This is a genomic window from Sporosarcina sp. ACRSL (assembly GCF_022346605.1).
Classification (GTDB): domain Bacteria; phylum Bacillota; class Bacilli; order Bacillales_A; family Planococcaceae; genus Sporosarcina.
This window is the reverse complement of sequence record NZ_JAKRNT010000017.1, coordinates 1-24,398: the sequence shown is the minus strand read 5'-3', so window position 1 is coordinate 24,398 and position 24,398 is coordinate 1. Positions and strand designations below refer to the sequence as shown.

26 protein-coding genes are annotated in these 24,398 nt (G+C 43.6%); 8 read left to right on the top strand and 18 right to left on the bottom strand.

Annotation, left to right across the window (positions count from 1 at the left end):
- Nucleotides 1–21 precede the first annotated feature (21 nt).
- From MHZ92_RS19525 to MHZ92_RS19515, 3 genes are all read right to left on the bottom strand, one after another.
- Nucleotides 22–789, bottom strand: coding sequence for an SDR family NAD(P)-dependent oxidoreductase (locus MHZ92_RS19525; protein ID WP_239433389.1), 768 nt, complete (start codon nt 787–789; stop codon nt 22–24).
- Nucleotides 790–995: 206 nt separating this feature from the next.
- Complete coding sequence (locus MHZ92_RS19520; RefSeq protein ID WP_370644791.1) at nt 996–1,376, bottom strand: DoxX family membrane protein; 381 nt, start codon at nt 1,374–1,376, stop codon at nt 996–998.
- A gap of 95 nt (nt 1,377–1,471) precedes the next feature.
- Entirely contained in the window at nt 1,472–1,993 is a 522-nt protein-coding gene (locus tag MHZ92_RS19515; protein ID WP_239433434.1) for a nucleoside deaminase, read from the bottom strand.
- 109 nt (nt 1,994–2,102) lie between these two features.
- Between MHZ92_RS19515 and MHZ92_RS19510 the strand changes: the two genes are divergently transcribed.
- Nucleotides 2,103–2,960, top strand: a complete 858-nt coding sequence (locus MHZ92_RS19510; RefSeq protein ID WP_239433387.1) for a hypothetical protein — start codon at nt 2,103–2,105, stop codon at nt 2,958–2,960.
- Nucleotides 2,961–3,120: 160 nt separating this feature from the next.
- Here MHZ92_RS19510 and MHZ92_RS19505 read toward each other — a convergent pair whose 3' ends face one another.
- The gene (locus MHZ92_RS19505; RefSeq protein ID WP_239433386.1) at nt 3,121–4,056 is read right to left on the bottom strand and encodes a lysylphosphatidylglycerol synthase domain-containing protein; all 936 of its coding nucleotides are present in this window, start codon (nt 4,054–4,056) and stop codon (nt 3,121–3,123) included.
- 128 nt (nt 4,057–4,184) lie between these two features.
- Between MHZ92_RS19505 and MHZ92_RS19500 the strand changes: the two genes are divergently transcribed.
- Nucleotides 4,185–4,661 carry a pyridoxamine 5'-phosphate oxidase family protein gene (locus tag MHZ92_RS19500; RefSeq protein ID WP_239433385.1) on the top strand — a complete coding sequence of 159 codons (477 nt, stop codon included), beginning with the start codon at nt 4,185–4,187 and terminating at the stop codon, nt 4,659–4,661.
- Between the two features lie 84 nt (nt 4,662–4,745).
- Here MHZ92_RS19500 and MHZ92_RS19495 read toward each other — a convergent pair whose 3' ends face one another.
- On the bottom strand, nt 4,746–6,113 hold the full coding sequence (locus MHZ92_RS19495) for a DHA2 family efflux MFS transporter permease subunit (RefSeq protein ID WP_239433433.1): 1,368 nt from the start codon (nt 6,111–6,113) through the stop codon (nt 4,746–4,748).
- A 399-nt stretch (nt 6,114–6,512) separates the two neighbouring features.
- Here MHZ92_RS19495 and MHZ92_RS19490 point away from each other — a divergent pair, with 399 nt between their 5' ends.
- Complete coding sequence (locus MHZ92_RS19490; protein ID WP_239433384.1) at nt 6,513–7,013, top strand: DinB family protein; 501 nt, start codon at nt 6,513–6,515, stop codon at nt 7,011–7,013.
- 109 nt (nt 7,014–7,122) lie between these two features.
- On the opposite strand, the gene MHZ92_RS19485 is transcribed toward MHZ92_RS19490, so the two are convergent.
- From MHZ92_RS19485 to MHZ92_RS19465, 5 genes are all read right to left on the bottom strand, one after another.
- Complete coding sequence (locus tag MHZ92_RS19485) at nt 7,123–7,626, bottom strand: hypothetical protein (RefSeq protein ID WP_239433383.1); 504 nt, start codon at nt 7,624–7,626, stop codon at nt 7,123–7,125.
- Nucleotides 7,627–8,011: 385 nt separating this feature from the next.
- The gene (locus MHZ92_RS19480) at nt 8,012–8,812 is read right to left on the bottom strand and encodes an alpha/beta fold hydrolase (protein WP_239433382.1); all 801 of its coding nucleotides are present in this window, start codon (nt 8,810–8,812) and stop codon (nt 8,012–8,014) included.
- A gap of 25 nt (nt 8,813–8,837) precedes the next feature.
- Nucleotides 8,838–9,593 (bottom strand): phosphotransferase family protein, encoded by a 756-nt coding sequence (locus MHZ92_RS19475; protein WP_239433381.1) that lies wholly within the window; start codon nt 9,591–9,593, stop codon nt 8,838–8,840.
- Nucleotides 9,594–9,616: 23 nt separating this feature from the next.
- Nucleotides 9,617–10,102 carry a DinB family protein gene (locus tag MHZ92_RS19470; protein WP_239433380.1) on the bottom strand — a complete coding sequence of 162 codons (486 nt, stop codon included), beginning with the start codon at nt 10,100–10,102 and terminating at the stop codon, nt 9,617–9,619.
- Nucleotides 10,103–10,115: 13 nt separating this feature from the next.
- Complete coding sequence (locus MHZ92_RS19465; RefSeq protein ID WP_239433379.1) at nt 10,116–10,649, bottom strand: GNAT family N-acetyltransferase; 534 nt, start codon at nt 10,647–10,649, stop codon at nt 10,116–10,118.
- Nucleotides 10,650–10,872: 223 nt separating this feature from the next.
- Between MHZ92_RS19465 and MHZ92_RS19460 the strand changes: the two genes are divergently transcribed.
- Together MHZ92_RS19460 and MHZ92_RS19455 are read left to right on the top strand one after the other, a co-directional pair.
- Nucleotides 10,873–12,195: a phytoene desaturase family protein gene (locus MHZ92_RS19460; RefSeq protein ID WP_239433378.1), complete on the top strand. Its 1,323-nt coding sequence runs from the start codon at nt 10,873–10,875 to the stop codon at nt 12,193–12,195.
- Entirely contained in the window at nt 12,164–13,084 is a 921-nt protein-coding gene (locus MHZ92_RS19455) for an RNA polymerase sigma-70 factor (protein ID WP_239433377.1), read from the top strand. Before MHZ92_RS19460 ends, MHZ92_RS19455 begins: the two co-directional genes overlap by 32 nt.
- A gap of 144 nt (nt 13,085–13,228) precedes the next feature.
- Here MHZ92_RS19455 and MHZ92_RS19450 read toward each other — a convergent pair whose 3' ends face one another.
- Genes MHZ92_RS19450 through MHZ92_RS19430 form a run of 5 tightly spaced genes read right to left on the bottom strand, consistent with a single transcriptional unit; the run spans nt 13,229 to nt 17,956 of the window.
- On the bottom strand, nt 13,229–14,425 hold the full coding sequence (locus MHZ92_RS19450) for a substrate-binding domain-containing protein (RefSeq protein ID WP_239433376.1): 1,197 nt from the start codon (nt 14,423–14,425) through the stop codon (nt 13,229–13,231).
- A gap of 18 nt (nt 14,426–14,443) precedes the next feature.
- Nucleotides 14,444–15,445, bottom strand: coding sequence for a 3-oxoacyl-ACP synthase (locus MHZ92_RS19445; protein ID WP_370644790.1), 1,002 nt, complete (start codon nt 15,443–15,445; stop codon nt 14,444–14,446).
- Nucleotides 15,426–15,854: a MaoC family dehydratase gene (locus tag MHZ92_RS19440; protein ID WP_239433374.1), complete on the bottom strand. Its 429-nt coding sequence runs from the start codon at nt 15,852–15,854 to the stop codon at nt 15,426–15,428. The genes MHZ92_RS19445 and MHZ92_RS19440 overlap by 20 nt, the downstream gene beginning before the upstream one ends.
- The gene (locus MHZ92_RS19435; RefSeq protein ID WP_239433373.1) at nt 15,851–17,344 is read right to left on the bottom strand and encodes a long-chain-fatty-acid--CoA ligase; all 1,494 of its coding nucleotides are present in this window, start codon (nt 17,342–17,344) and stop codon (nt 15,851–15,853) included. The genes MHZ92_RS19440 and MHZ92_RS19435 overlap by 4 nt, the downstream gene beginning before the upstream one ends.
- A gap of 15 nt (nt 17,345–17,359) precedes the next feature.
- Nucleotides 17,360–17,956 (bottom strand): TetR/AcrR family transcriptional regulator, encoded by a 597-nt coding sequence (locus MHZ92_RS19430; protein WP_239433372.1) that lies wholly within the window; start codon nt 17,954–17,956, stop codon nt 17,360–17,362.
- Nucleotides 17,957–18,112: 156 nt separating this feature from the next.
- Between MHZ92_RS19430 and MHZ92_RS19425 the strand changes: the two genes are divergently transcribed.
- Nucleotides 18,113–18,673, top strand: coding sequence for a hypothetical protein (locus tag MHZ92_RS19425; protein ID WP_239433371.1), 561 nt, complete (start codon nt 18,113–18,115; stop codon nt 18,671–18,673).
- Nucleotides 18,674–18,743: 70 nt separating this feature from the next.
- On the opposite strand, the gene MHZ92_RS19420 is transcribed toward MHZ92_RS19425, so the two are convergent.
- The 3 genes from MHZ92_RS19420 to ahpC all read right to left on the bottom strand — a co-directional run bounded on the left by MHZ92_RS19420 (nt 18,744) and on the right by ahpC (nt 22,043).
- Entirely contained in the window at nt 18,744–19,373 is a 630-nt protein-coding gene (locus MHZ92_RS19420) for a superoxide dismutase family protein (RefSeq protein WP_239433370.1), read from the bottom strand.
- 336 nt (nt 19,374–19,709) lie between these two features.
- The gene (gene ahpF, locus MHZ92_RS19415; RefSeq protein WP_239433369.1) at nt 19,710–21,236 is read right to left on the bottom strand and encodes an alkyl hydroperoxide reductase subunit F; all 1,527 of its coding nucleotides are present in this window, start codon (nt 21,234–21,236) and stop codon (nt 19,710–19,712) included.
- 237 nt (nt 21,237–21,473) lie between these two features.
- Nucleotides 21,474–22,043, bottom strand: coding sequence for an alkyl hydroperoxide reductase subunit C (gene ahpC / locus MHZ92_RS19410; protein WP_239433368.1), 570 nt, complete (start codon nt 22,041–22,043; stop codon nt 21,474–21,476).
- 461 nt (nt 22,044–22,504) lie between these two features.
- Here ahpC and MHZ92_RS19405 point away from each other — a divergent pair, with 461 nt between their 5' ends.
- Nucleotides 22,505–22,888: a VOC family protein gene (locus MHZ92_RS19405; protein ID WP_239433367.1), complete on the top strand. Its 384-nt coding sequence runs from the start codon at nt 22,505–22,507 to the stop codon at nt 22,886–22,888.
- Nucleotides 22,889–23,463: 575 nt separating this feature from the next.
- Nucleotides 23,464–24,398 (top strand): MSCRAMM family adhesin SdrC (locus MHZ92_RS19400; RefSeq protein ID WP_239433366.1); only part of this gene is annotated, 935 nt, incomplete at its 3' end.

Here is a 24,398-nt window from a genome sequence, read left to right as displayed (position 1 = left end):
GTTGGCTTCTGCATGTACTTATTAAACCGAAGTGGCACCTTGTCCACCGTCAATACGGTAGTAAGAGCCTGAGATGAAGGATGCTTTATCTGATGCAAGGAATGTGATGAGATCTGCGATTTCAGAAGCCTCCGCATAACGGTTCATTGGCACTGTAGCCGCGAATGCCGCTTTCGCTTGTTCTTCTTGTCCAGGCATCGCATTCTTCTCGATCGAGCGCATCATTTGTGTGTCTACTCCTGAAGGGCAAACCGCAACGGAACGAATGCCGTGTTCTGCGCCTTCGAGTGCAGCTGTTTTATTGAGTGCGATGACCGCATGTTTCGACGCTACATATGCACTCATTCCCGGTGCGCCAAGCAATCCGCCGTTAGATGCTAAGTTTACGATGGAACCAGATTTTTGTTCGGTCATCACTTTCATGACATACTTCAAGCCGAGGAATACCCCAATGACGTTAACGTCCAATACTTTTTTATAGTTATCTACTGTTTGATCGACAATATTCGCGAAATCACCGTTGATCCCAGCGTTATTCACGAAGGAATCGATTCTTCCGTACTTTTCAACAGTGGCGTCTACGTACTTTTTCACTTCGTCTTCTTTTGTTACGTTTGCAGTCAAAAGCAAGGCGTCTGTAATGCCTGCCTCTTGCACCGCCTTTTCCAATGCCTCTTGATTGAGGTCGACTAATGCTAATTTTGCACCTTGCTCCGCAAATGCTTTTGCAGTCGCAATTCCGATACCACCAGCAGCTCCAGTAATTAATACGACTTTCTCAGTTGTCATAATAGTACCCTCCTAGTTGTTTATCGTACGGTGTTACAATACTAATCCTATTCCTATTTTAATAGGCATTCAAGAAAATTGCCTAGAATTCAAGATAAACTGAAGAACTTTCTATACGTAACATGTATTCCCACTTCCACCTTATCAAAACTTTATCAAACGATAATAAAAGACTGAGTGCTAACACCCAGTCGGTTGTTGTGTTGTTATAAAGGTTTCGGTGTTCTTTCCAATATCTTTAAGAAATTCTCTCGGTAAACGTACAACAGATAGCCAAGGGCAATCACGAGAATGATGGCTAACGGAAGCAATGAATGATCGAGGAATAGATGAAGCAACAGAATATTGGCGACGATCGGTGCTAATATCATAATGGCCAACGGGACGAATTGATTCGTTAAAAGTAAGATCCCACAAATGATTTCTAAAGATTTTTCTACTATTAATAAATAATCGAATTCGAATAATGCCATTGCGTCGGGACTTGTCGCGATGAACGGTTCCCAACCGAAGATGACAAAATAGCCGTTGATTCCCGCGACTAAAAACATGACACCTAAAAATATCCTGCTACTCAGTAGCAACACCTTTGCCAATTTATCCAGCTCCCCTTTTGCTTGGATTTCAATTCCCTTTCATCCTACGAAAAGTGGTACGAAAAAATGAAGGTGAATTTACAATACTACCCGTCCCCACCTACACTAACCGCTTTCCGCAAGTTCTTGACGTGATTCGCATTGTTCTCCCATTGATGCATAAGCTCCAGTTGGCGATTTCTGAGCTCCTCGTCAGGCTCTGCAATCATTTCAATCCGATTGAATTTCGCTTCGAATATAGCGGCATCCTTCATCTTTTGAAACCCGCCAAATCCCAAATCATCATTCAACAGCCAAACGACTCGTTTGATCTTTGCAAACAGAATTCCGCCTGTGCACATCGGACATGGCTCCAATGAACTGTACAAGGTGAACGATTTATTATGTATTTTCGCGTCAAAGATCGCTTCCCCCGCATTGCGAATCGCTTCAATTTCCGCATGCGCCGTTGTGTCTTGCGCCGGATGTACTCGATTTCGCCCCTTTGCAATTACGTTGAATTGATCATCGACAAGAATTGCTCCAACAGGATACGTATTTTCCTCGAGAGCAAGCTCCGCCTCCTCAAGCGCCATTTGCAAAAAAACCTTATCTCTTTCAGTAATCATCATCCATCGACTCCTTTTGTCTATATCTTCTTCACCTGCAATAGCAATTCCTTCCTTATAATTGAATCTTCCCGATAGGTCCTCACGTAGAAGTGTGAGAGGTGAAAAGATGAGAAGGATATTCGGCATTATCTTAATCATTTTCAGTTTGTTCATTGCACTAGGTGGCATCGTCACAGTAGAAGAAGACTTCGGAGCATCGATGTTCGGCATATTTCTGATTAGCATGCCGATCTATGCGGTCGGTCACATTGTGAGGACTAATGTATCGAAGGCTAAGAAAAACGGATTTCGCTGGATGTGGGCGTATATCTATGGTGTCGTCATCGTTCCCGCACTCTTGCTTTCCTTTGAAGGATACGAGAATCTGAAGGAACAGACATTTTCCAACAATCAATTCTTATTGTTCGAAACGATTGCGACGGATTACATCGGAGGGCTCGCCATCCTCTTCATCCTACTCCTATTAGGGTTATTCTGCTTTCCTTTTTATGAAACAACACGGAAGAGAAAAGGGATCATCGCGATTGCAGCAGTCGTCGTGACGGGTGTGTATGCAGGCTATCAGTATATGATGTGGGCGGACTATCGTGGCATCCATGAAGTTGACGGACTTGTGACCCATCATTGGAACGGCGAGGAGCATATCGTGCCGTATGAAGAAATTGTTGAGATTGCCGTGCAACCATTTGTGAAATATGCAAGTTTAAGCGATCCGACGGACAACACCTATTTTGCTTGGAGATTGATTTTTTTTACGGATAAGGAAGAGCCTATTACGTACCGCCTCTGGCTCGACGACGATAGCCTAGCAAAAGGGAATCGGATGAAAGAGTTAGCACAATCCTACAACATCCCCTTTGGTGTCATCCCAATGACTGAAAAACAGCGGAAAGAATTCGACTTCCAATTGGAATTGAAGAAGTTAGAGAAACAGCCTTTTTATTTGTTTTTTGAAGTGGATTAATCGGTGCCTGTGCAACACACATTTATGACAATTCATCTTAAGGGATATTAATACAGAAAGAAGTCAGCCCAATGTTGATATAGCTGACTTCTTCTTTTAATTTATTCAATTGTAGTGCATAGACAGAATTGTTTGCTGCACAGGCACCCAAACAATTCTGTCACAACCAGTATTCCTTTATGAAGAGTAGGGAGGAGTAGAGAAACGGAAGGATGAAATACCCCATTCGATACAAAATAAGCAAGAGCAGCACTTTTTCATCGGCGATGCCTACGCTTTGCGTCCCCCATAAGAAAACGACGTCAAAGGAACCGAGCCCGCCGGGAATCATACTGGCAATCCCTGCACAAGCAGCAATTAAGAAAATTGGAATGAGCACCGATAGATTAATCGGGATCTTCAATATGAATGAGATAATCCAGAGGACTAAAAAGATGCAAATCCACTCAAGCAACGATATTATCACTAATTGAACGGCTTTATTTGTCGTCACTTGAGGCGCGTCCACTTTTCGATAGCGCGTTATGAAAATGCCAATGAAAATCGGAAAATACAAACTGACAGCTACTACCGCAATGAAGAGCCATGTCGTTTCTTTCAATAATGGAATATCCCGATAAAAGATAGCAATCATCCAAGCCAAAAGTGAGATTCCCGTCAAATAAAACAACGTGACGGTGGCAATGATTTTTAACACGCCTTCTTTTTCTACTCTATATTTCGAATAAAAATAATTGCGCAGCATGACACCAACAAGACCGCCGAACCCGATCAGATTGGAAAACGTGTTAGTAATGAACGAATTCCGCAAAAGCTTCCGTGTCTTCATTTTAATGCCCAACAATTTTACGAGGATGACGTCATAGAAAAGCATGGGAGCGATCGCCAAAAGAGAGACCGCCAAGATGAGTACAACTTCCCATGACTGTAATTGACTTACCTCAATCCGAAGTGTTGGAATGTCCACACCTCTAACCGTCTGATGAATTTCAAAAACGGCAAGAGCTAGTAAGACAAGCGGAAACAGAACTTTCACAATGCTGAACACTCGCTCCTTCCCTATTCCGAACAATCCCATCACCCTCTTTCTAATCAATCATGTCCCCTACCATTGTAGTCCTCCGCAGCAAAAGAAAAAACCAAAAATTTTGCGAAGCTCCCCATACTGAATAATTATTTCGTGCGAAGGGGATTCTATCTTTATAACCGTACCGAGGTGATGGAATGAAACAAGAAGACTTAGAAACATTACGAGAGTTAATTAAAGACGTTGACACAGCAATGCTGACTACGTTATCAGAAGAAGGGCTTGTTTCTCGTCCTATGAAAACACAAGAAGTGGAGTTTGATGGCGACTTATGGTTTTTTACTAAAAAAGAGACAAATAAATACGAAGAAATTTTACATGACCAAGAGGTTAATGTGGCCTACGCAGGCAAATCCTATGTATCCGTACGAGGAAGAGCCGAAGTCGTTGAGGATGTAAACAAGAAAAAGGAATTATGGAACAAAGCGTATGAGAAAATAATGCAAACTTCTTATGATGATCCTAATGTCGTTTTGATTAAAGTAAAAGCAATAGCAGCCGAATATTGGGAAACTGGTAATTTCACAAAGAAAATCGCCTTTTTCTATAAACAGATGACAGGGCAAAGTACTAAGTCCACAGACATCAATGAAACAATAGAATTAAATGACTAACAGGGAAAATGTATTGTTAGGACAATCTTACAAAAAGAAGCCAACCAAATGTTGATTTGGTCGACTTCTTCTTTTTATGCTCAATTATTGAATATGGGAAGCAGGTTTTTTCAAGAATAACGATAGGATAATATTAATGACCGCAAGGATTAAACTGATTGTAAATACGAGAGATGAAGCAGATGCTGCAGCTTCCGTCGGTACATTTGCAACAGTTTCTAGGTAACTATTTTGTTTGGCAGCTAACAGTGAGACCATTACGGCAATCCCAATCGCACCGGCCACCTGCTGGATCGTTTGCGTAACCGCAATTCCATCCGGATAAAACTGACGTGGAAGTGAATTCAGTGTGTTGGTCTGTACGGAAGCCAGCACTGCCCCAATGCCAAGCATCATGACGATAAACGATACGACTATGATCCATAACGCCGTTTCCGTGCCGAATTGCGTGTAGCTGACATACCCAAGGGCGACTAAAACAGTTCCCGGTGTAATGACCGCTCTCGGACCATAGTTGTCAAACAGACGACCAATGACTGGTGCGAGTATACAGTTCAGCAAGCTACCCGGTAGCAGAATGAGACCTGTTGTAAATGCAGCGATGACTAACGCCATTTGCATATACATCGGCAAGATGACTAGCATCGATAACATATTAAAGAACGTGATGAAACTCATGATGACGCCAAGTACGAAAAGCGGATAACGGAATGCTCGTAAATTCATCATCGGATGTTCCATTTTCATTTGTCGAATTGCAAAAAGGATAATCGCTAGAACCCCGACAATGATTGTTCCAAGAACCGTTACGCTCGTCCAACCTTCAACGCCAGAAACGCTGAAGCCGTAAACAATGCCTCCGAAGCCAATCGTTGAAAGTATGACAGAGATCGCGTCTATTGAAACTTTACGGATTTCATTGACATTCGGTAAATAAATGAATCCGAAAATGAGTGAAAACAGCAAGAAAGGTACCGTAACCCAGAAAATATAATGCCATGAAAGTGTATCTAAAATGAGACCTGCGACTGTTGGGCCGAGTGATGGACCCGCCAACATGACTAATCCCATAACGCCCATTGCGGCGCCCCGTTTATTCGGCGGGAAAATGGTAAAGATCACGTTTTGTGTTAACGGTAAATTAATCGCGAGTCCAGCTGCTTGAATAATACGTCCTGCAAGGAGGACACCAAATACAGGAGCGGTTGCAGCTAATATGGTTCCAACGAGTAGGAGAACTACGGACGTTATGAACATTTGGCGGGTTGTGAATTTTTGCATCAAAATACCTGATACAGGCACTAAAATACCTAATGTTAAGAAATAGCCAGTTGCTAACCATTGAACCGTAGTAGGATCGATCTTGAATATTGCACCTAATTCTACGAACGCAATATTTAATGCCGTCTCACTAAAAAGCCCTACAAAGCCAGCTACTAGAAGAGCAGCCATGATCGGACCATTTTTGAATTGTTGCTTTGGTGTTGATGATGTCGTCACTTTTTAAAACTCCTTCAATGCGAAATGTTCTGTTGGCGTTTACTTGTTTTCGAATCCGAAAACATAATACTCATCCAAATAGCACAACAGGATTCTAACTATAGCAGGAATTTTTTTGCCGATGTAAGTGTTATTTTTTATTTCCTCAATAACGAGTTCACAATTTGGACAAATTTGAAGATTACATGGATGACATCAAAATAATTCTTCTATACAAAAAGAAGCTAATCAAATGTTGAGGTGGTTGGCTTCTTCATTCGTTTTATGCAATCAGGAACTTAATGTGTAATGAAGGGGTTTGCTAGACATTTCACGAAGTAGTAAAGGAATGACAATAAAGGAGATGTTACTATGTTTACGACGATTGAAAATTTTCTTATTCATTGGGAACATGAAGGTACTTCGACACAGAAATTACTGGACACATTGACAGATGAATCACTGCGTACAGAGGTTACTCCTGAAGACCGCACGCTCGGACGCATCGCTTGGCATATTGTGACGTCACTCGGTGAAATGATGTCGCGCACAGGCCTTGAGTTTGAATCAACAGATCACAATTTGCCCGTTCCGGAAACTGCAGCTGAAATTGCTAAGGCGTATCGCACTTCCAATGAGGCAATGATCGCCGCAATCAAAGAACAATGGACGGACGAATCCCTTGCAGAGCAAAAAGAGATGTACGGAGAACAATGGTCAATCGGTACTGTACTCGGTATGTTAACGGCTCACCAAACGCACCATCGCGGACAAATGACAATACTCATGCGCCAAGCTGGACTGCCTGTAATTGGCGTGTACGGCCCAGCTCGGGAAGAATGGGCATCGTTCGGAGCTCCTGCCCCATTGTAACAGCAGGTACACCACACATTTATGATATTTCAATTTAACTTATAGAAATACAGAAAGAAGCCAACCAAATGCCGCTTTGGTTGGCTTCTTAATTCATTGCAATTGTAGTTCAGTTTCTGAATACGAATCGTTTCATTTCATTTTCCAATTGAAGTGACAGCAAGATTTCGCCTACCAACTCCATTACATTACTGTCATAGTCGGAAGAGAGTATATACCAATACGAGGCGTCGCGAATAAACCCTAGTTTCTCTTCTGTTGTGGCCTGGCTTAAAAAGTTTTGCATCTTTTTTATCTCCACCTCATCCTGCCTCCGTTCCGGATCAAACATGTAGCGATTTACTGATTCGATGTCACTTGTAGATACAATGCCAAGCCCATCATATGTCGGAAGATTTACCTTGTTGTTCCGATCTTGAAGAGTTTGGCGGACACATTCCGCCACGTCCACTCGATCGGTACCGAACGTTTCATGCAAACGCCTCAATAGCTTATCCCTCTTCTTTTGAAAATCATCCGTTCGATATTCATCCAGTATGCCCTCTGTCATTTCCTTATCATTCCAAGGCCAACATGTTTCAATCAGTTCGACATGCGGCACAGAAGTAGCCATGTTTAGGAAATCACGGATCGTTGGCGCGACTAATCGAATGGGTGGATCATTCGTTGGAGAGACACATACAATAGGAGCCTCATCCAACTTTGTAATTTGCCCAAAATCTGTGAGAAAACCAAAATGAATTCCATTCCCTCCTGTACTTGCAAACGGAATTACATCAATTGGTGTAATCGGATAAGCGTAATGTGATTCTTGTACAATCGGTATGAAGCCGATTGTATCTAACGCCCCCCTTCCCTCGCCAACTCTTCCTCCAATCGAATCAACATAAAAACTTCCTCAGGAATGGCAAGAGAGCCGTATTCGTTTTTCATCATCCGTTCCATTTGAATCCCCCATAACGTTCATGATATTCGTAGTACATTTACTTAATAGTTGCCTACACATTCTTGCGTAAAAACTGAATAAGCAGCGTATTAAAAGCGGTTGGGTTGTCTTGGTTGGAACAGTGGCCTGCATTTTTAATCCAATGAAACTCGCAATTTGGTTCTTGCTTCGCCCATTGTGGGGCCGTTTTTTTTATATTTCCTGTGTCATCGTGTTCTCCGCATACAAGCAGCACTGGCTTTTTGATTCGATAGTCTTTCTCCTCATGTAAACAGGCTGCTGTCTCAAGAAAAATCTTCTTAAAATCCTTTTCACCTACCGTCGAAAAAGAATCTCTTAGGTACTCTTGCACTTCCAATTTTACTGCGCTTGCACGAGCACTTTGTGTAATCATGGCTTTCCACGGATAGAGCTTAACGATAAATGGTGCCATCATAATTGCTAACTTCTCTACAACAGAAAGGCTCCAAGTATTGCATGCACAGTCAATCAAGACAAGATTTTCTACCTTATCGGGATAATAAAATACCATCTCCTGTGCCGTATTCCCGCCCATCGATTGACCAATAAAAGTCGCTTTTTCAATCCCCTCAATCCTCATAATTGCCAGTAGATCTTCGACGAGCAGTTTTATGCTGAAGTCAACACCCATCGGCCTGGATAAACCATGTCCTCTCGCATCCCAAATCAGTATTCCATACATAGAATCGAGTTCATTGACCTGATCACTAAACATTCTATGATCTGCGCCTGCGCCATGTAGAAAAATAAGCCACGGTCCTTCATGATTGGGTGTAATCCAATAATGGATGGGGCAGTGATCCTTCTCTAGAATTTTTTTCACTACTGACATTGCAGTTCACCCACTTCAATCTTGTTTATTCAACCGAAGGATAGTAAGTATTCACAATATCCAAAAGAAACTCCCTGCTTTCCGAGGATACATTCTCAGCTAAACGAGCGCCTGCAAGGATCGGTGACCATTGTAGGATATCCTCTTTTGGCAAGCCGCTTTTTTCACAATACAGCCGTAAATAGAGTTCGGCCACATCCGGCGATAGTTCTACATACAAAAGATACGTCCGGCAAACATCAGCGCGAATATCTCCCGCAGTCGCATCCACCCAGTCGATAATCGTCACTTGATCATCCGACATGATCAAATTCAATAAATGAAAATCCCCATGGCAAAGCCTGTTTTCATACGTCATCGAATCCAACTTCTCTAATAATTTCTCTTTTTGCTTATTATCGAGATGAAGGGCTGCCTCAAGCTGCTGGCGTAATCTTTGGGACATCGGTTTAAGGGAATCGGCGTGGATCTGATGGATTTCTCGCTGTATATCAATGGAAATGTCTATGTAATACTCCGCCCGATCCATATTTGCAAAAAACAGCTCCCCTAGTGTTTTCCCTTCAATATATTCCATGACAATCGCTTGCTTTCCGTCTATTTTCGTGACATCCAATACTTTCGGAACGGAAAGCCCACATGAGTGAGCAAATCGTTGTTTATTCGCCTCGTAAGCCGATTCGGTAGGTGGCAAATAATCTTTAAAAACTTTGACGATCTTGTTTTCAAAAAGATAGATTTCCGCCGTGTTTCCGAAAGCAATCGGTTTCCCTGAATTCATTTAGTATCCCCCAAACACCTTTGTTAATCGATCGTATGCGGAATAAGCCCTCGACCGATCGCGTTCGCGGAAACCGGCTTCTTCCCAATCTCCCTCGCCCATACCGACAGCTGTCCGATATGATGAATTTCATGTGCAATGATATGCCGCATGACCTCACCCCAAGCATCAGTCACAATCCGGCCATCAGGCATCGTCTCCTGCACCAAGTTATGCTCCATGCTCTCCTCCCAATTCCGGACAAACTCCTCAACTTCCGGCTTGAACCGTGCATCGAGCTCACGGACTTTCTGTAGACTTTTAAAGTCTTCAAAGTTCTCCTGAAAATCCGGTTTTCCTTCTAGCAACCGAATCCAGCTCCACTCGACGTCGATAATGTGGAACAACGTCTCTAAAATGCTGCCTACCCCACCTGTCCGGATTTTTAGCAGCTCTGCCTCCTCCACCTCTTCACACCAGCGATACCAGTCTTCTCTCACTTGCCAATTGTACGCAAAAAATGTTTTCAAACGGCATCCTCCTTCATTGATTGTTCAAAACCGAAAACACTCGGGCATCATGTGATTGTCCATTTTGGAAGAGATAGCTGCGGAGGATTCCCTCTTGTTCAAACCCATGCTTTTCTAATAAACCAATAGAAGCCACATTGTCCAAAAACGTGACAGCCCCCATACGGTGCAAGCCCATCTCTGTAAATGAATAATGCAATACTGCCTTCAAAGCCTCCGATGTGATACCGGTTCGCCAAAAGTCCGGGTGGATCTCAAATCCGATTTCAGCTCGTTTCATTCCTTTCGAAAGGTTATTCAAACCGATTGTTCCCGCGAAACGATTGTCTTCCTTCCGTATCATGGCCCACCGCACACTGTGACCTGTTAAAAAACTATTCTTGAAACGCTCAACCAGCTTTTCCGCCTGTGCCAATTCAGTCATCGGATCCATTCCGTAATACTTGGTGACCGCTGGATTTGAAAAGTTATCAAATACCCCCTCGGCATGCTCCTTGTTGACCTCTACAAGACGTAGCCTCTCTGTTTCTAATTCGGGAAATGTCATGATGGTAGCTCCTTTTGAATGGTAATAACAACTCTTGTAAAAAACTTACTAAACTGCTTTTGTATAGAATATCATAGTTTTGTTAATCGTCCCTCAATTCTCGCAAATAAATAGTTTAATAGGATCCTTTCATAACTTTAATAGCTTTTATACTTTTTAACATTTGTCACAAACCTTTATTCTCATTCGTCTTATTTTTAAACGAGCGAATGGAGTGTTTTTTATGAAACAGTACGATGTAGCAATTGTTGGTGGGGGGATTTCTGGATTGGCATCCGCTATTTATGTGGCGAGGTCTGGTTACTCTGTGATTCTCTTGGAAAAGTCCAACCAATTGGGAGGACGTGGGCAGACGATTAGAAAGAAGAAGGCGATGCTGAATTTAGGAGTGCACGCTTTTTATCAGGATGGGAAAGGAGAATCTGTTTTAAAGGAATTAGGCATTTCTTTAAAGGGGGCGAACCCTTCTGCTTCAGCGGTAGGGGTATGGAAAAATAAGGTTCATGCCATTCCGACTGGGCCACTTCAGCTTTTTTCCGACAACCTGTTTTCATTAAAAGGAAAAATGAGTCTGACTCGACTGATGCTGAAATTGAATAAGATTGACACCGAAAAAATAGGTACAATTAGCTTGAAAGAATGGGCGGAGAAGGAAATTCACGATCCGATGGTTCGCTTTCTGTTATATGCGATTAGTCGTTCCAACACGTACGTCCCTTACCCGGATCTTCACCTTGCAGGTCCTGCTTTACGACAATTGCAACGTACATTTAGCGGGAAGGTAATGTATATTCGTGAAGGATGGGAAACGATCATTGAAGATCTTACAAATCAGGCTACTTTATTAGGAGTCACGATCATGAATCATCGAAACGTCTCTGAGATTAAGTACGATTCAAGAGTTCAAAAGATTGTTTTCAACAATGGTGAAACACTGGAAGTGCCCAAAGTTATCGTGACTGCTGGGCTTGAAGAAACATATCATCTTGTCAATGGTGCGGAAAATACGAAACTGGCACTGTGGAAGAGTCAAGCACGTCCCGTCCATGTTGCCTGTCTGGATCTCGTTTTACGAAAACTGCCGCAGCCGGATGCCGACTTTATCGCTGGTTTTTGGATAGATCAGCCGATTTTTTATAACAATCCAACTTATGTTACGAAAATGAGCGATGATGGCTCTGTTGTTATTCATCTTGCCAAGCATCTCGGTACGAGTACAGGGAATCCAAAGCTCGATTTGCACGAATTGGAACAGGCGATGGACGTCGTTCAACCTGGTTGGAGAGTGGAAGAAATCACCCGGCAATTTTTGCCTCACATGACCGCAAGCCATGATTTCAACTCGCTCGATCGGAATGATTTTTCTCCAGGCCCATCCGTTCCGGAAATTCCCGGGTTGTTTGTTGCAGGAGATTGGACTGGGCGTGGTGAATTGTTAGTAGATGCTTCATTAGATAGTGCAAAACGCGCCGCACTCGCCGTAATTGAAGAGTTAAAAGTGGAGGGAGACATGTATGGACACAGAAGGGTTATACAAAGAACTTAAACCATTACTCTTTTCCTTATCTTATCATATTTTAGGCAGTGCAACAGACGCTGAAGATATGGTTCAAGAGGCGTTTCTTACGTTAGAAAAAACGCCTGAAGAAAATATAAATCATGTAAAGGCATATCTGTGTAAAATGGTAACGAACCGATCCATTGATTTGCTGAGATCTGCTGGAAGGCAGCGAGAAACGTATGTAGGACCCTGGCTACCTGAGCCTATCATGACTGAGACCGGATTCCCCGGTGATTCTGATGATCCATTAGGCAACTACTTGCTGAAAGAATCTCTTTCCACGGCTTATCTATTGTTGCTCCAGAATTTTTCGGAGACGGAGCGGGTTGTTTTTCTTTTACGAGAGGTTTTCCAATACAGTTATAACGACATTTCGAAAATTGCTTCGAAAAGCAGCGCTAATTGCAGACAGATTTACCATCGCACCAAAAAAGTCATGGGTAATCTCCCAAAGGAAAATATCTCAAGTAACGCGCATAAGGGGGCCCTGTCAGAGAAATTTGCACTTGCCCTCATGAACGGAAACATCAATCAACTGTTAGATGTATTGACATCGGAAGCAGTGTTATACACTGATGGTGGAGGGAAGGTGCAGGCCGCTCTCCGTCCAATACTTGGTCCTGATAGAATTGTTATGTACTTCAACGCAATTTACCCGAAAGTACCGAAAGGATTCACTTGTACAGTTCATGAGATTAACGGTCAAACTGGGGTCATTATCAAAATTGGAGAGATCACTTTCACAGTTGTTACGTTTCAATTTCAAGTTGATCGAATCTCGGATGTTTATATCGTTATGAATCCAGAAAAACTCACTAAATTTAATGATGGAGAAGTACGTAATATATGGGAAATGGATTTTGAGGATGTTTAAAGAACGAACGCTAAACTGCACCTCCAATTAATAGATGCAAGTCTATCAATTGGGGTGCAGTTTAAGTTTGATATAGATGGTCTTCACACTTTATTCGATTGTACTGCACTATAAATCGTTCGCCACACAGGAACCGAAACAATTCTAATTTCGAATCGGTGGTTCGGTTTCTTCAGGTTTTAATTCGCGAATCAATACGGGGATCGGATAATCGTATCCTTCCTTCTCCTCTAGTGTTACTGCGTATAGTGATTGTAGTGCTTGGTGGTCTTCGGGGCGGAATGTCATTTTCCCTTTCGGACTTTCGAAACTCATGCCTTCCATCGTTTCAATGAGAAGGTCGGTATCCGTAACGCCGTTCGTTTTCTTCAACGCTTCCACAATGGCGATTGCGGCACTCATTCCGCCTGGTGTGAATAAATCCGGGACTTCCCCGTAACGCTCTTTATGCTCTTTGACGAGCCAATCGTTCACTTCATTATCCGGCAATTCGTGGTAATAAACCGTGAACCCTTGCATGCCTACAAGCGGTGCAAGCGTCGGTAAAGTGGCAATATCCGCTACGCCCGTCGATATTTGTATACCTTTCTCCTGCACTTTCATATCACTGATTTGATTCCATGGAGTGTTGGCACCTGCCCAGATGACGTATAAATAATCTGGCTTTTGGTCGATGATCTTCTGGATATTTGACGTAAAATCGGTTGCTGCCTGATCCGCATATTCCTCATGAATGACTTTTGCCCCTAGCTTTTCCGCTGCTTCCTTGAACGCAGCAACGCCGTCATGTCCGAATGAGTAGTCCGGAGCAAGTGTGGCAATTGTTACTCCCTCTTTCGCGATTGCAGCAGCCCCGGCTACAGCATCTTGCGAGGAATTCCTGCCCGTCCGGAATATATATTGATTGAACTCCGAGCCTGTAATAGAGTCCGCTACCGCCGGTTCCACGACGAAGATCTTCTTATACTCCTCCGCTAGCGGTACAACGGCTAGTGTATCCCCTGAACTCGAAGACCCTACGAGGAAATCAACACCCTCGTCCTCCAGAAGCTTCGTCGCTTTTTGGACAGCCACTTCCGCTTTCGTTTCCGTGTCTTCAAAAATGAACTGGATTTCCCGGCCCGCTACTTCCATCGTGCCATCTGTCGCATACTCCAACCCGAGTTCAAATCCTCGTGTCGTTTGTTTTCCGTACGATTCCAAGGCCCCTGTCAATGAAGCAAGAACACCAATTTTAATCGGCCCGCTTTCTGTCCCTTCCGCCTTCTCCCCCGAACTGCATCCGCTTAAAATAAGCGAACATGCCAACAACGCTACACCCAACCGTTTGAACGTCTTCATTTCTACCTTTCCCCCTCGTTAGTCCTTTGTTTTTCGTAACGTCGTTGCAGCCCATGTGTAGCCGGTTCCGGCACTGACCGCCACGACAAGGTCCCCTTTTTTCAAGTTCTTCTGAGATGAGAAATTCAACCCGATGCACGGATCGAGCGCTGACATATGCCCATGATGGTCGAGATAAATCGCCTGATCCTCCGTTAACTCCAAACTAGTGAGCAATTCCCGGAACATTGATTTCTTCGTATGAAGCGGTAACAATAGCTTTATATCTTCTGTTGTATAGCCGCTTTTCTTCACAGCTTCCTTTACAACATGAATGAAGCTCGGTACGGAAACAGGGTCGAGCCGTTCTTTCATATCTGCAGGATCTTTCACATCAATTGCATGTAGACGGTTCTCCACTGTGTCGTGTGAAGCTGGAAGGACAGAACCTCCTGCAGGCACTTTAATATCGTCATAAAACGACCCGTCCGTCTTGATGGACGAATCCAAAATTTCGAATTCCCCTTCCGACCTTGAAATGAGGGCCGCTGCACCTCCATCCGCAAAGTTAAACATGAAACGCGAACGTGGATTTTCGTAATCAATAATTTGCGATTCCTTGCAACCACCTGCGAGCACAATATTTCGGATCGATTCGTCCGCGGAGAGCATGTCTTTCGCTACCTTCAGGGCAATCGGGAAGCATGAGCTCACATTCATCATTTCAAACGCATACGCATTTTTGGCGCCTAATTCGTGTTGGATTTTCGTTGCACACGACCAAACTTGGTATTCCTTATACGGACTCCCGAAGTAGATAATGACATCGATGTCCAGCGGATCGACAACGTCGAGCAACTGTGTTGCCGCCTTAATCGCCATGTCCGCTGCGTGTTCGGAAGAATCAGCAATATGCTTTTCATGCAAGCCGAACTTCTCAATAATAACTTGTTCAGGAATGCCCGTCTTCGCTTCCAAGTCCTTCGCCGTTTCAACTTCAGGCGGAAAATAAACACCCGTTTTAACTACTTGAATCATCATGCATCTCCTTTCTCGGCATCATCATCTTTCCTTCTCCGCTCAGAACGGTCTCTCCGTTCTGGTTCCGGCAGATCGTCGAAAGGGTAATAATGTTCCTTTTCTGATCAATGTCCAAAATCTCCGCTGTCGCCGTAATCGTATCGCCGATGAACACCGGCTTCGTGAATTTGAGCGTCTGCTCCAAGTAGACGGACTCTGGTCCCGGAAGCTCCATACCGAAAAGCCTTGAAAGGAAGGATGCCGTCAGCAGGCCGTGGGCAATCCGCTGTCCAAACCTTGTGCCTGCCGCATATTCCCGGTCCACGTGAACTGGATTATAATCCCCGCTCAGACCTGCGTACATGACAATATCGGTCTCAGTGACTGTCCGGCTGATACTCGCTGTCTGTCCGACATAAAATTTGCTCATGACTTCACCTCTTCAGAGTAAGATTTTCTTAATGCCGCTTTATCGATTTTGCCGGTCGCATTTCTCGGTAAAGCGCTTACAAATATGAATTGGCTTGGGATTTTGTAACGAGCCAATTTATCCGCGCAATGTGAACGGAGCTGTTCTTCCGTATGTGTGGAACCGCTTTTCATGACAACAAAAGCAATCGGTGTTTCCCCCCACCTCTCATGCGGTATCCCAATCACTGCCGCCTCATCCACTTCCTCCATTTCATGCAGGACCCTTTCGATTTCTAACGGATAAATATTCTCCCCGCCCGAAATGATCATTTCTTTTTTCCGTCCGGCAATGAATACAAATCCTTCGTCATCCTGTGTCACCATATCGCCTGTTGCAAACCATCCGTCACGGAACGATTGTGCAGTCGCTTCCGGCAAATTCCAATACTCCCGGATGACGTTCGGCCCTTTCACAATTAGCTCGCCGATATCACCTCGCCGCACGTCCTTCCCTTCCTCGTCCACGATTCTAATATCCGTGAACATGACCGGCTGACCGATGGAACCAATCTTCCGCTCGAAATCCTCTTCCGAAAGCAAAAATACGGTCGGGGACGTCTCGGTCAACCCGTATCCTTGGCCGAAGCGGATTCCTTTTTGGAAATAAAAACGGATCAGCTCTTCCGGACACGGTGCCCCTCCGTTATAGAAGAAACGGACGGAGGAAAAATCCGTATCAGCAAACTTTGCGGATTTCCGGATTGCGTCATGGATTGCAGGGACACCCATCACGATTGTAATCCGATGTGTTTCGATGATCTGCAATGCCTGATCTGGATCGAAACGATTCGGCACAACGACCGTTCCTCCCGCCATGAGGACCGGGAACGTAAACAGTCCGATTCCACCGATATGGAATAACGGCAATAAGGTGATAATGTTATCTTTTGAAGTAATATCAAGGCTTAACGAATTGTTGACAGCATTCCAAAACATATGTTCTTGCGTGAGCACTGCTCCCTTCGGACGGCCTGTCGTCCCCGATGTGTAGCAAATAATATAAGGTGCCGCTGGATCAGGCTCGTTGATCCCCGCTAATGGAGGCGCAGTCTGTTGAAGGGAGTCGAATGTCAATAGACACATAGGAATTCTTCCATTCAGTTCAATAGCTCGATCATAATTCACATCGTCAACAATGAGCGTCCGGAGACCACTGTCCGCTATTTGGTAGGCAAGCTCATCCGCCGTCAATCGGATATTGAGCGGCACGACAATTGCGTTCAGCTTCGCTGCAGCAAATAGCGTGATAATATAATCGATGCTATTTGCGGCAAGTATCCCAATCCGATCACCCTTTTGAATGCTGCAGACCGAATGCATGATGCTAGCTGCATTCTCAATCCGTTCATTCATTTCCAAATACGTAAGGCTCTGTTGTTCGTCAATTAATGCAACTCTCTTCGGTGTAATCATGGCTCGTTTTTCAATCCAACCGGATATGCCCTTCATTTCAACACCTCTTCTTTATTTCTTTAGTCCATTAAAAATAAAGGCAATCGCATCCTCCAACACATGATCCGGAACGTGCTCGTCTTCCCAATACACCCAGCGCATGCCTAGAAATTGGCTGATTCCCATTAGGCAGTAGGCAATCGTTTCGGTGTCATATTTCTGAATCTCCTCTTTTCCAATCGCTTCCTCCAGCCCTTTTATGTACCCGGATGCGAGACGATCATAATACCATCTATACAGTTCCTCATCGACGAGCACAACTTGCTGAACGATACTATACAAATTCCGGTGACTTTTGACGTAAGAAAAGAATGTTCTGAAGCCGATACGCTGTGATTCTTCAAAACTACTCGCCGACTTGATTGCCTCCCGGATTTCACTTCGGAAACTATGGCTCATATTTCGGACAAGCTCCTCAAAAATAGCCTGCTTCGAAGGAAAATAATTATAGAACGTCCCCTGCGCCACCTTTGCCTGTTGCGTAATATCTACGATAGAAGCATTGAAGTACCCCTTCACCCCAAACACTTCCTCCGCAACCGACAAAAGATGCTGGCGAGTTTTCTCCCCTTTCTTCGTTAACGTGCTCGCTGCACTCATTTCTGACATATGAATCACCTCTCAGTTTTTATAATAAACAATCAATTCAAATAAAGCAAGAGTGTTTCTATAAATCTCTTATACATCGGAACCCTCACGGAATTCGGTCCTTCCAAATAGACTAGAGGAATACGTGTCACGGACAACTAGTAAAGGAGAGAAATCATGCTTCCCTCACTCCCATCCAATCCAAAGTACATTCACCAAAGGCTAAATCGATGGCCACAAACAAAAAAGTTCCTGTTTATCGCATTGTTGGCTGCACTCGCCGCCTTACTCCAATCAGCTGGTGGACTGCTGCCCGGCATCGGGTTTGCCGTCAGTCCCTTCGCCACCGTCCCCATTATGCTCGTCTCCTTAATTTCCGTTCGCTACGGTGTTTTCACTTATGTCGTAACAATCCTTTTACTGTTCGTCATCGAATCGAGCGAATTACTGATCTTCCCCTTTACAACCGGATTGCTCGGGTTAGGGTTGGGTTGGTCCTTTTACAAGCTTAACAGGCGCCCCGAAGTGGTACTGGTGAACGGCCTTCTCTTATGTATTGGCATTTGCATCCCCTTATACTTGCTTGGCTTTCCCGTCTTTGGTCCTACCGTCTCATCTTCCTTCAATTTGGTCAGCTTGCTTCTCATTTTCACCTTCTCATTGCTTTATAGCTGGATTTTCATGGAACTAAGCTTACTCATTCTTCGCAAGCTCAAAGCGATCATCAGGTCGCATTAACAAAGAAAACACCTTCTTCACAAGGTTGCCCTCGTAAAGAAGGTGTTTCTATACAATTTGGTGAACCTTATTATTCTACAACTCCGCAAGCAATCCGGTCACCGGAGTTGCCGGAGGGCTGAGTTTTTCCATCGTCTGCTTCCGCGTGGATAATGAGGGATGTGCCGCCTTCATGGAATAATGAATTTTCCTCTCCTGCCAACAATGTAAGGTTTTCAACGAAGAACTCTTCCTTCACCGTTCCATCCGGACCCACTTCGAGATTTGGTAAGTCTCCGGCATGCGACCCGTCCTCATGCTCAAATCCATGGCTAGCTCCTGTCGGGTTGAAGTGGCCACCTGCCGATTCAAAGTCCGGAGCTTCACAGACTCCTTTTTCGTGGAAGTGAAAGCCATGAGTTCCCTCAGGTAGATTTTCGGCGTCCACCACGATTCGCAGCGATTCCTCTTCCTCAATTAATTCCACTGTTCCGACCGAATTTCCATCGCTATCTTTTAGATTAACTGTCACAGGCAAGAAGCCATCCTCCACTACTTCCTCTTCTTCAGCGGGCTCCGTCGTATTCTCATCATTTTCGTCAACATCAGGCAGCGACCCTTCCACTTGAGTAGCCGGGGTCGGCTCATTCATTTCATCGGAGCATGCCGCTAAAATAAAAACACATGTGAGAATCATAGTTGTCCATATCCATTTTTTCATTTTCCACACACTCCTCTAGTAATGATTGATACTATCCTATTTCACTACAGTGCGTATGTTAAACAGAAAATCTGTAAAAGAGTCCTTCCAGACCATCAAAAATAGGATTTTACAACAAGAAGGAATTCCTAAGAAAATAGCAATACAAAAAAGGAACAGGTCCATTAATAGACCTGTTCCTCTCAGCCTGTTGGCAAACGCTCGCATCCGTTGTTGCTTGTGTCGCTCGTCCGCTCATGAACTCAAGTTCTATTCGCGTCTTCGCTCCTAGGCTGACAAGCGTTTTCAATCAGGCTGAGGATATCCCTATTTATCGTGTTTTTGCCTTAAAATTAATTAACTTCTTACGAGATAATCAAACGCTGCTAATGAAGCAGTTGCGCCAGATCCCATTGAGATGATGATTTGCTTAAACGCACTATCTGTGCAGTCTCCCGCAGCAAATACACCAGGGACGTTCGTTGCGCCACGCTTGTCGACAACGATTTCGCCGAACTTATTGCGCTCCACTGCGTCACCTAGCCAATCCGTATTCGGCACAAGGCCGATTTGGATGAATACGCCAGCTAGTTCGACGTGTGTTTCTTCGCCTGTTTCACGGTCAACGTAAGTGATACCGTTCACTTTATCCGTACCGGTAATCTCTTTCGTTTGAGCATTCGTCACGACAGTTACATTCTTTAAGCTGTGCAAACGGTCTTGTAAAACAGAATCAGCTTTCAATTCAGTTCCAAATTCAATCACCGTTACGTGGTTCGTGATTCCCGCAAGATCAATTGCCGCCTCAACGCCGGAGTTTCCGCCGCCAACGACCGCAACGTCTTTGCCTGCGAATAAAGGACCGTCACAGTGCGGGCAGTACGCGACACCTTTGTTTTTGAATTCAGCTTCGCCCGGTACGCCGATATTGCGCCAGCGTGCCCCTGTTGAAAGGATAACGGATTTACTTTTCAGAACAGCCCCGTTTTCCAATTCGATTTCAATCATGTCTTTCTTTTCCAGGCGCTTCGCGCGCTGCAAGTTCATAATGTCGACATTATAGTCTTTTACGTGCTCTTCAAGGCTCGAAGCAAGTTTAGGGCCTTCCGTGTGTTTCACACTAATGAAGTTTTCGATCGCAGCTGTATCCAAAATCTGACCGCCGAAACGTTCTGCAACGATACCTGTGCGAATCCCTTTACGTGCCGCGTAAATTGCCGCACTTGCCCCAGCTGGACCGCCACCGACGACAAGTACGTCATAAGGTTCTTTGTCTTCGAATTCAGATGCATCTGGAGCGCTTCCGAGTTCTGCAAGAATTTCTTCGACTGTCTTACGGCCGTTCGTAAACGGTTCCCCATTCAAGTAAACGGTTGGGACAGCGAGAATATTTTTGCTTTCAACTTCTTCTTTATAAGCTGCACCGTCAATCATCGTATGTGTAACATTAGGGTTCAACACCGTCATCAAGTTCAGCGCTTGTACAACTTCCGGACAGTTTTGGCAGCTTAAGCTAATATATGATTCAAAATGGAGCTTGTCCTCGATTTTTTTCACTTGGTCAATCACTTTCTCATCGACTTTTGGAGCTCGACCGCTCACTTGCAATAAAGCAAGGACCAATGAAGTGAATTCATGTCCTAGAGGAATACCTGCGAACACTATGCCCGTTTCTTCAACAGGGCGGTTAACACTAAAGCTAGGCGTTCTTTCCAACTCGGCATGCTCCACTTTGATGTGGGATGACATTGTTGCAAGTTCATCCACAAGTTCTAGCATTTCACGCGATACTTTATCAGATCCCGCGCTCACTTTTAGAAGGACATCGCCCTCCATCAATTCAAGATATTGGGCTAATTGTTGTTTTATATCTGCGTCTAACATGTAATCTACTCCTTATCTTGTACTTTACCTCTAGAACTCGGCATAACTGCCTTAGATGTTGAATTGAGGCCCGCACGATGCGGATCATGCGATCGTTGCGACAGGACGTCGCGCACTTAGATCGCGTTCCTTAATTCAATTCAACATCTAAGACATCTGCCGAATACTTTTATAAAAGAAAGGGCCCCCTATCCCACAAGAGGTAGGGGGCCCGTCCCCGTTTTGGTTATTGGGAAATTAGATTTTACCTACAAGGTCAAGGCTTGGCTTAAGTGTTTCTTCGCCTTCTTTCCATTTTGCAGGGCAAACTTCACCTGGGTTGTTACGTACGTATTGAGCAGCTTTTAGTTTGTCGACAAGAACGCTAGCGTCACGGCCGATACCGTCTGCATTGATTTCAACTGTTTGAACAACGCCGTCTGGATCGATCAAGAACGTACCGCGTTGTGCAAGACCTGCTTCTTCGTCAAGTACGTCAAAGTTGCGTGAAATTGTTTGTGAAGGGTCACCGATCATAATATATTCAAGTTTGCTGATCACGTCTGAATGATCGTGCCAAGCTTTATGTGTAAAGTGAGTGTCCGTAGAAACGGAGTAAACTTCAGCGCCAAGCTCTTTCAAAGTTGCATATTGGTCTTGAAGGTCTCCAAGCTCAGTCGGGCAAACGAATGTGAAGTCTGCAGGGTAGAAGCAAACAACGCTCCATTGACCTTTTAGGTTCTCTTCCGTTACCTCGATGAATTCACCTGTGCCGCTATTGTAAGCTTGTGCTTTGAATGGTAGTATTTCTTTTCCGATAAGTGACATAAAAAAACTCCTCCTAAATGTGTTTTTGCATCATAGTTAGTTTAGGTCATTTCATCTGAACCTAAACCGCAGCCACAATTTTATGTATTCGTAACTGCTTAACTATAATAATTCTAATTACATATTCATTATTATATAGACCTAGATTTTTGTCAAACGATACACTCCAATTCGTCATAAACCCTTGTCTAATATATGTACAGATAATATTTCGAAATATTTACCCTAAATTAATAAAAGAAAATTCAAACATTAATTCAGTAAGCTATTCTCAATTACCAGCCTTCGTTATCTTTTATTCAATATTTAAAATACATAGAATATAGATAATATAATAAAATTTAAAAAACGGCTCATTCTACAGATTCCTACTATTGAAAGGAAAATTACATATTGTTAAAAGGAGATGCTGAGGATTTGTTGAATTGTTACTGTACCATGAATAAAGGAGTGTACTAGTAATGAACTCAATCGCTTCCCCCATCGCCTGCAAGGTGAACAACGTTTTTATTCACGTCAGCAACTTGGAAAAATCAGCGGAATGGTATAGCAATCTACTTGGACTGCCTTTTTCAAAAGAAGACGTTGCCTCCCCTGTTTACAACATCCCTGTTACATCTGAAACTGGACTCACATTGGACGATCACTCTTTTGATCCAGGCTTTACATTAAAGCCTTTCAATCATGTCTTATTTAATTTCTTCGTTGAGGTTATTGATGAAGCTTACGATTTTATCAAGAATAAAGGGATAACAATTGTTAGAGAAATTGAGCGGATTGGTGACTTTGCCTATTTCAACTTTGAAGATCCAGATGGTAATGTATTAATGATCTGCAATAATTAATAACTAGAGCACACATTTATTCAAGAGAAGTAATATAAATACAGATAAAAGCCAACCAAAGACTAATATGGTTGGCTTTTTCATTTATTTTATACATTCTTAATGAATTATCTACAATATTTTACCTGTCTGTAATATTTAGAAATATATGAAGCTTGGACCCTTCAGACCATTCAATAAAGATGTCGAAAAAGTAATAGGGTACGTATGCAAGGCCACTTTTTCGACATTTTCGACATAGGAATAAAATGGATTATCAGAGGGTCGAATCGATTAGATTAAACCCTCTTTTTGTATTTTTCTCATCTTTTCAGTGTTACAAAGGTTAATATTTCCATGAATACTTGTTATTTTATTGTCACACTATTGTTATTTTTATTTGGTATTGTTGGTACTAGCAGTTCGGGGCGCTGCTACATTATTCGGATGAGAGCACGAATAATAAACCACTGTCCCAACACTTGAGCTTGAGAAGGAGGCGGATATACATAACGACTTAAAAGAGTGAGTGTTGTATGCGCTTCATGATTGAGTAGTCGAGGGTAAAACATCAAAAAAAGGGAGTTGGATGAATCTTGGTTAAAGAAACGAATCCACAAGAGAAGAAGACAAACAAAAAGATTTTACCGTTTGTCATGTCCACGTCAATGATAACTGCTGCTATTTTCGGTGCAGGCGGTGCGGCTGCAGCAGCTGAAAATGGTGAAGAAAAAGAATTTAAAAATCACGGTCAAAAGGTTTCCTATTATGCAACAAGCATTCCGGGTGGACCTGGAAAAGGTAAAATCATAAGTGCTATCGCAAAAAATAAAGACTTGGTGGCCGTGGAAGATGATTTGGATGATTCTACGGATGAAGACGACACAACGGATACACCTAATGAAGATGACGAAAATACAGATGTACCTGTAGATGAAGATCAAGATTCAGATGAACAAGGTGATGAAGACGTCGATTCAGATGACGAAGATGCAACTGATGGCGAAGAGGATGCAGAAGCTCCAGCTGATGAGGAAGAAGTAGAAACTCCGGCTGACGAAGAAGATGCAGAAACTCCAGCTGATGAAGAAGATGCAGAAACTCCGGCTGATGAAGAAGATGCAGAAACTCCGGCTGACGAAGAAGATGCAGAAACTCCAGCTGATGAAGAAGATGCAGAAACTCCAGCTGACGAAGATGCAGAAACTCCGGCTGACGAAGATGCAGAAACTCCGGCTGACGAAGATGCAGAAACTCCGGCTGACGAAGATGCAGAAACTCCAGCTGATGAAGATGCAGAAACTCCAGCTGACGAAGAAGATGAAGAAACTCCGGCTGACGAAGATGAAGAAACTCCGGCTGACGAAGATGAAGAAACTCCGGCTGACGAAGATGCAGAAACTCCAGCTGATGAAGATGCAGAAACTCCAGCTGATGAAGATGCAGAAACTCCAGCTGATGAAGATGCAGAAACTCCAGCTGATGAAGATGCAGAAACTCCAGCTGATGAAGATGCAGAAACTCCAGCTGA

Bases quoted from the DNA above. Each gene is read 5' to 3' on its own strand.
- MHZ92_RS19485 (WP_239433383.1), bottom strand. From the start codon at position 7,626: ATGGCTACTTCTGTGCCGCATGTCGAACTGATTGAAACATGTTGGCCT.
- MHZ92_RS19460 (WP_239433378.1), top strand. From the start codon at position 10,873: ATGAAACAGTACGATGTAGCAATTGTTGGTGGGGGGATTTCTGGATTG.
- MHZ92_RS19445 (WP_370644790.1), bottom strand. From the start codon at position 15,445: ATGATGATTCAAGTAGTTAAAACGGGTGTTTATTTTCCGCCTGAAGTT.
- MHZ92_RS19465 (WP_239433379.1), bottom strand. From the start codon at position 10,649: ATGACATTTCCCGAATTAGAAACAGAGAGGCTACGTCTTGTAGAGGTC.
- ahpC (WP_239433368.1), bottom strand. From the start codon at position 22,043: ATGTCACTTATCGGAAAAGAAATACTACCATTCAAAGCACAAGCTTAC.
- MHZ92_RS19450 (WP_239433376.1), bottom strand. From the start codon at position 14,425: ATGAAGACGTTCAAACGGTTGGGTGTAGCGTTGTTGGCATGTTCGCTT.
- MHZ92_RS19495 (WP_239433433.1), bottom strand. From the start codon at position 6,113: ATGGCTGCTCTTCTAGTAGCTGGCTTTGTAGGGCTTTTTAGTGAGACG.
- MHZ92_RS19525 (WP_239433389.1), bottom strand. From the start codon at position 789: ATGACAACTGAGAAAGTCGTATTAATTACTGGAGCTGCTGGTGGTATC.
- MHZ92_RS19420 (WP_239433370.1), bottom strand. From the start codon at position 19,373: ATGAAAAAATGGATATGGACAACTATGATTCTCACATGTGTTTTTATT.
- ahpF (WP_239433369.1), bottom strand. From the start codon at position 21,236: ATGTTAGACGCAGATATAAAACAACAATTAGCCCAATATCTTGAATTG.
- MHZ92_RS19455 (WP_239433377.1), top strand. From the start codon at position 12,164: ATGGACACAGAAGGGTTATACAAAGAACTTAAACCATTACTCTTTTCC.
- MHZ92_RS19475 (WP_239433381.1), bottom strand. From the start codon at position 9,593: ATGAATTCAGGGAAACCGATTGCTTTCGGAAACACGGCGGAAATCTAT.
- MHZ92_RS19480 (WP_239433382.1), bottom strand. From the start codon at position 8,812: ATGTCAGTAGTGAAAAAAATTCTAGAGAAGGATCACTGCCCCATCCAT.
- MHZ92_RS19510 (WP_239433387.1), top strand. From the start codon at position 2,103: ATGAGAAGGATATTCGGCATTATCTTAATCATTTTCAGTTTGTTCATT.
- MHZ92_RS19405 (WP_239433367.1), top strand. From the start codon at position 22,505: ATGAACTCAATCGCTTCCCCCATCGCCTGCAAGGTGAACAACGTTTTT.
- MHZ92_RS19425 (WP_239433371.1), top strand. From the start codon at position 18,113: ATGCTTCCCTCACTCCCATCCAATCCAAAGTACATTCACCAAAGGCTA.
- MHZ92_RS19440 (WP_239433374.1), bottom strand. From the start codon at position 15,854: ATGAGCAAATTTTATGTCGGACAGACAGCGAGTATCAGCCGGACAGTC.
- MHZ92_RS19435 (WP_239433373.1), bottom strand. From the start codon at position 17,344: ATGAAGGGCATATCCGGTTGGATTGAAAAACGAGCCATGATTACACCG.
- MHZ92_RS19490 (WP_239433384.1), top strand. From the start codon at position 6,513: ATGTTTACGACGATTGAAAATTTTCTTATTCATTGGGAACATGAAGGT.
- MHZ92_RS19515 (WP_239433434.1), bottom strand. From the start codon at position 1,993: ATGATTACTGAAAGAGATAAGGTTTTTTTGCAAATGGCGCTTGAGGAG.
- MHZ92_RS19430 (WP_239433372.1), bottom strand. From the start codon at position 17,956: ATGTCAGAAATGAGTGCAGCGAGCACGTTAACGAAGAAAGGGGAGAAA.
- MHZ92_RS19500 (WP_239433385.1), top strand. From the start codon at position 4,185: ATGAAACAAGAAGACTTAGAAACATTACGAGAGTTAATTAAAGACGTT.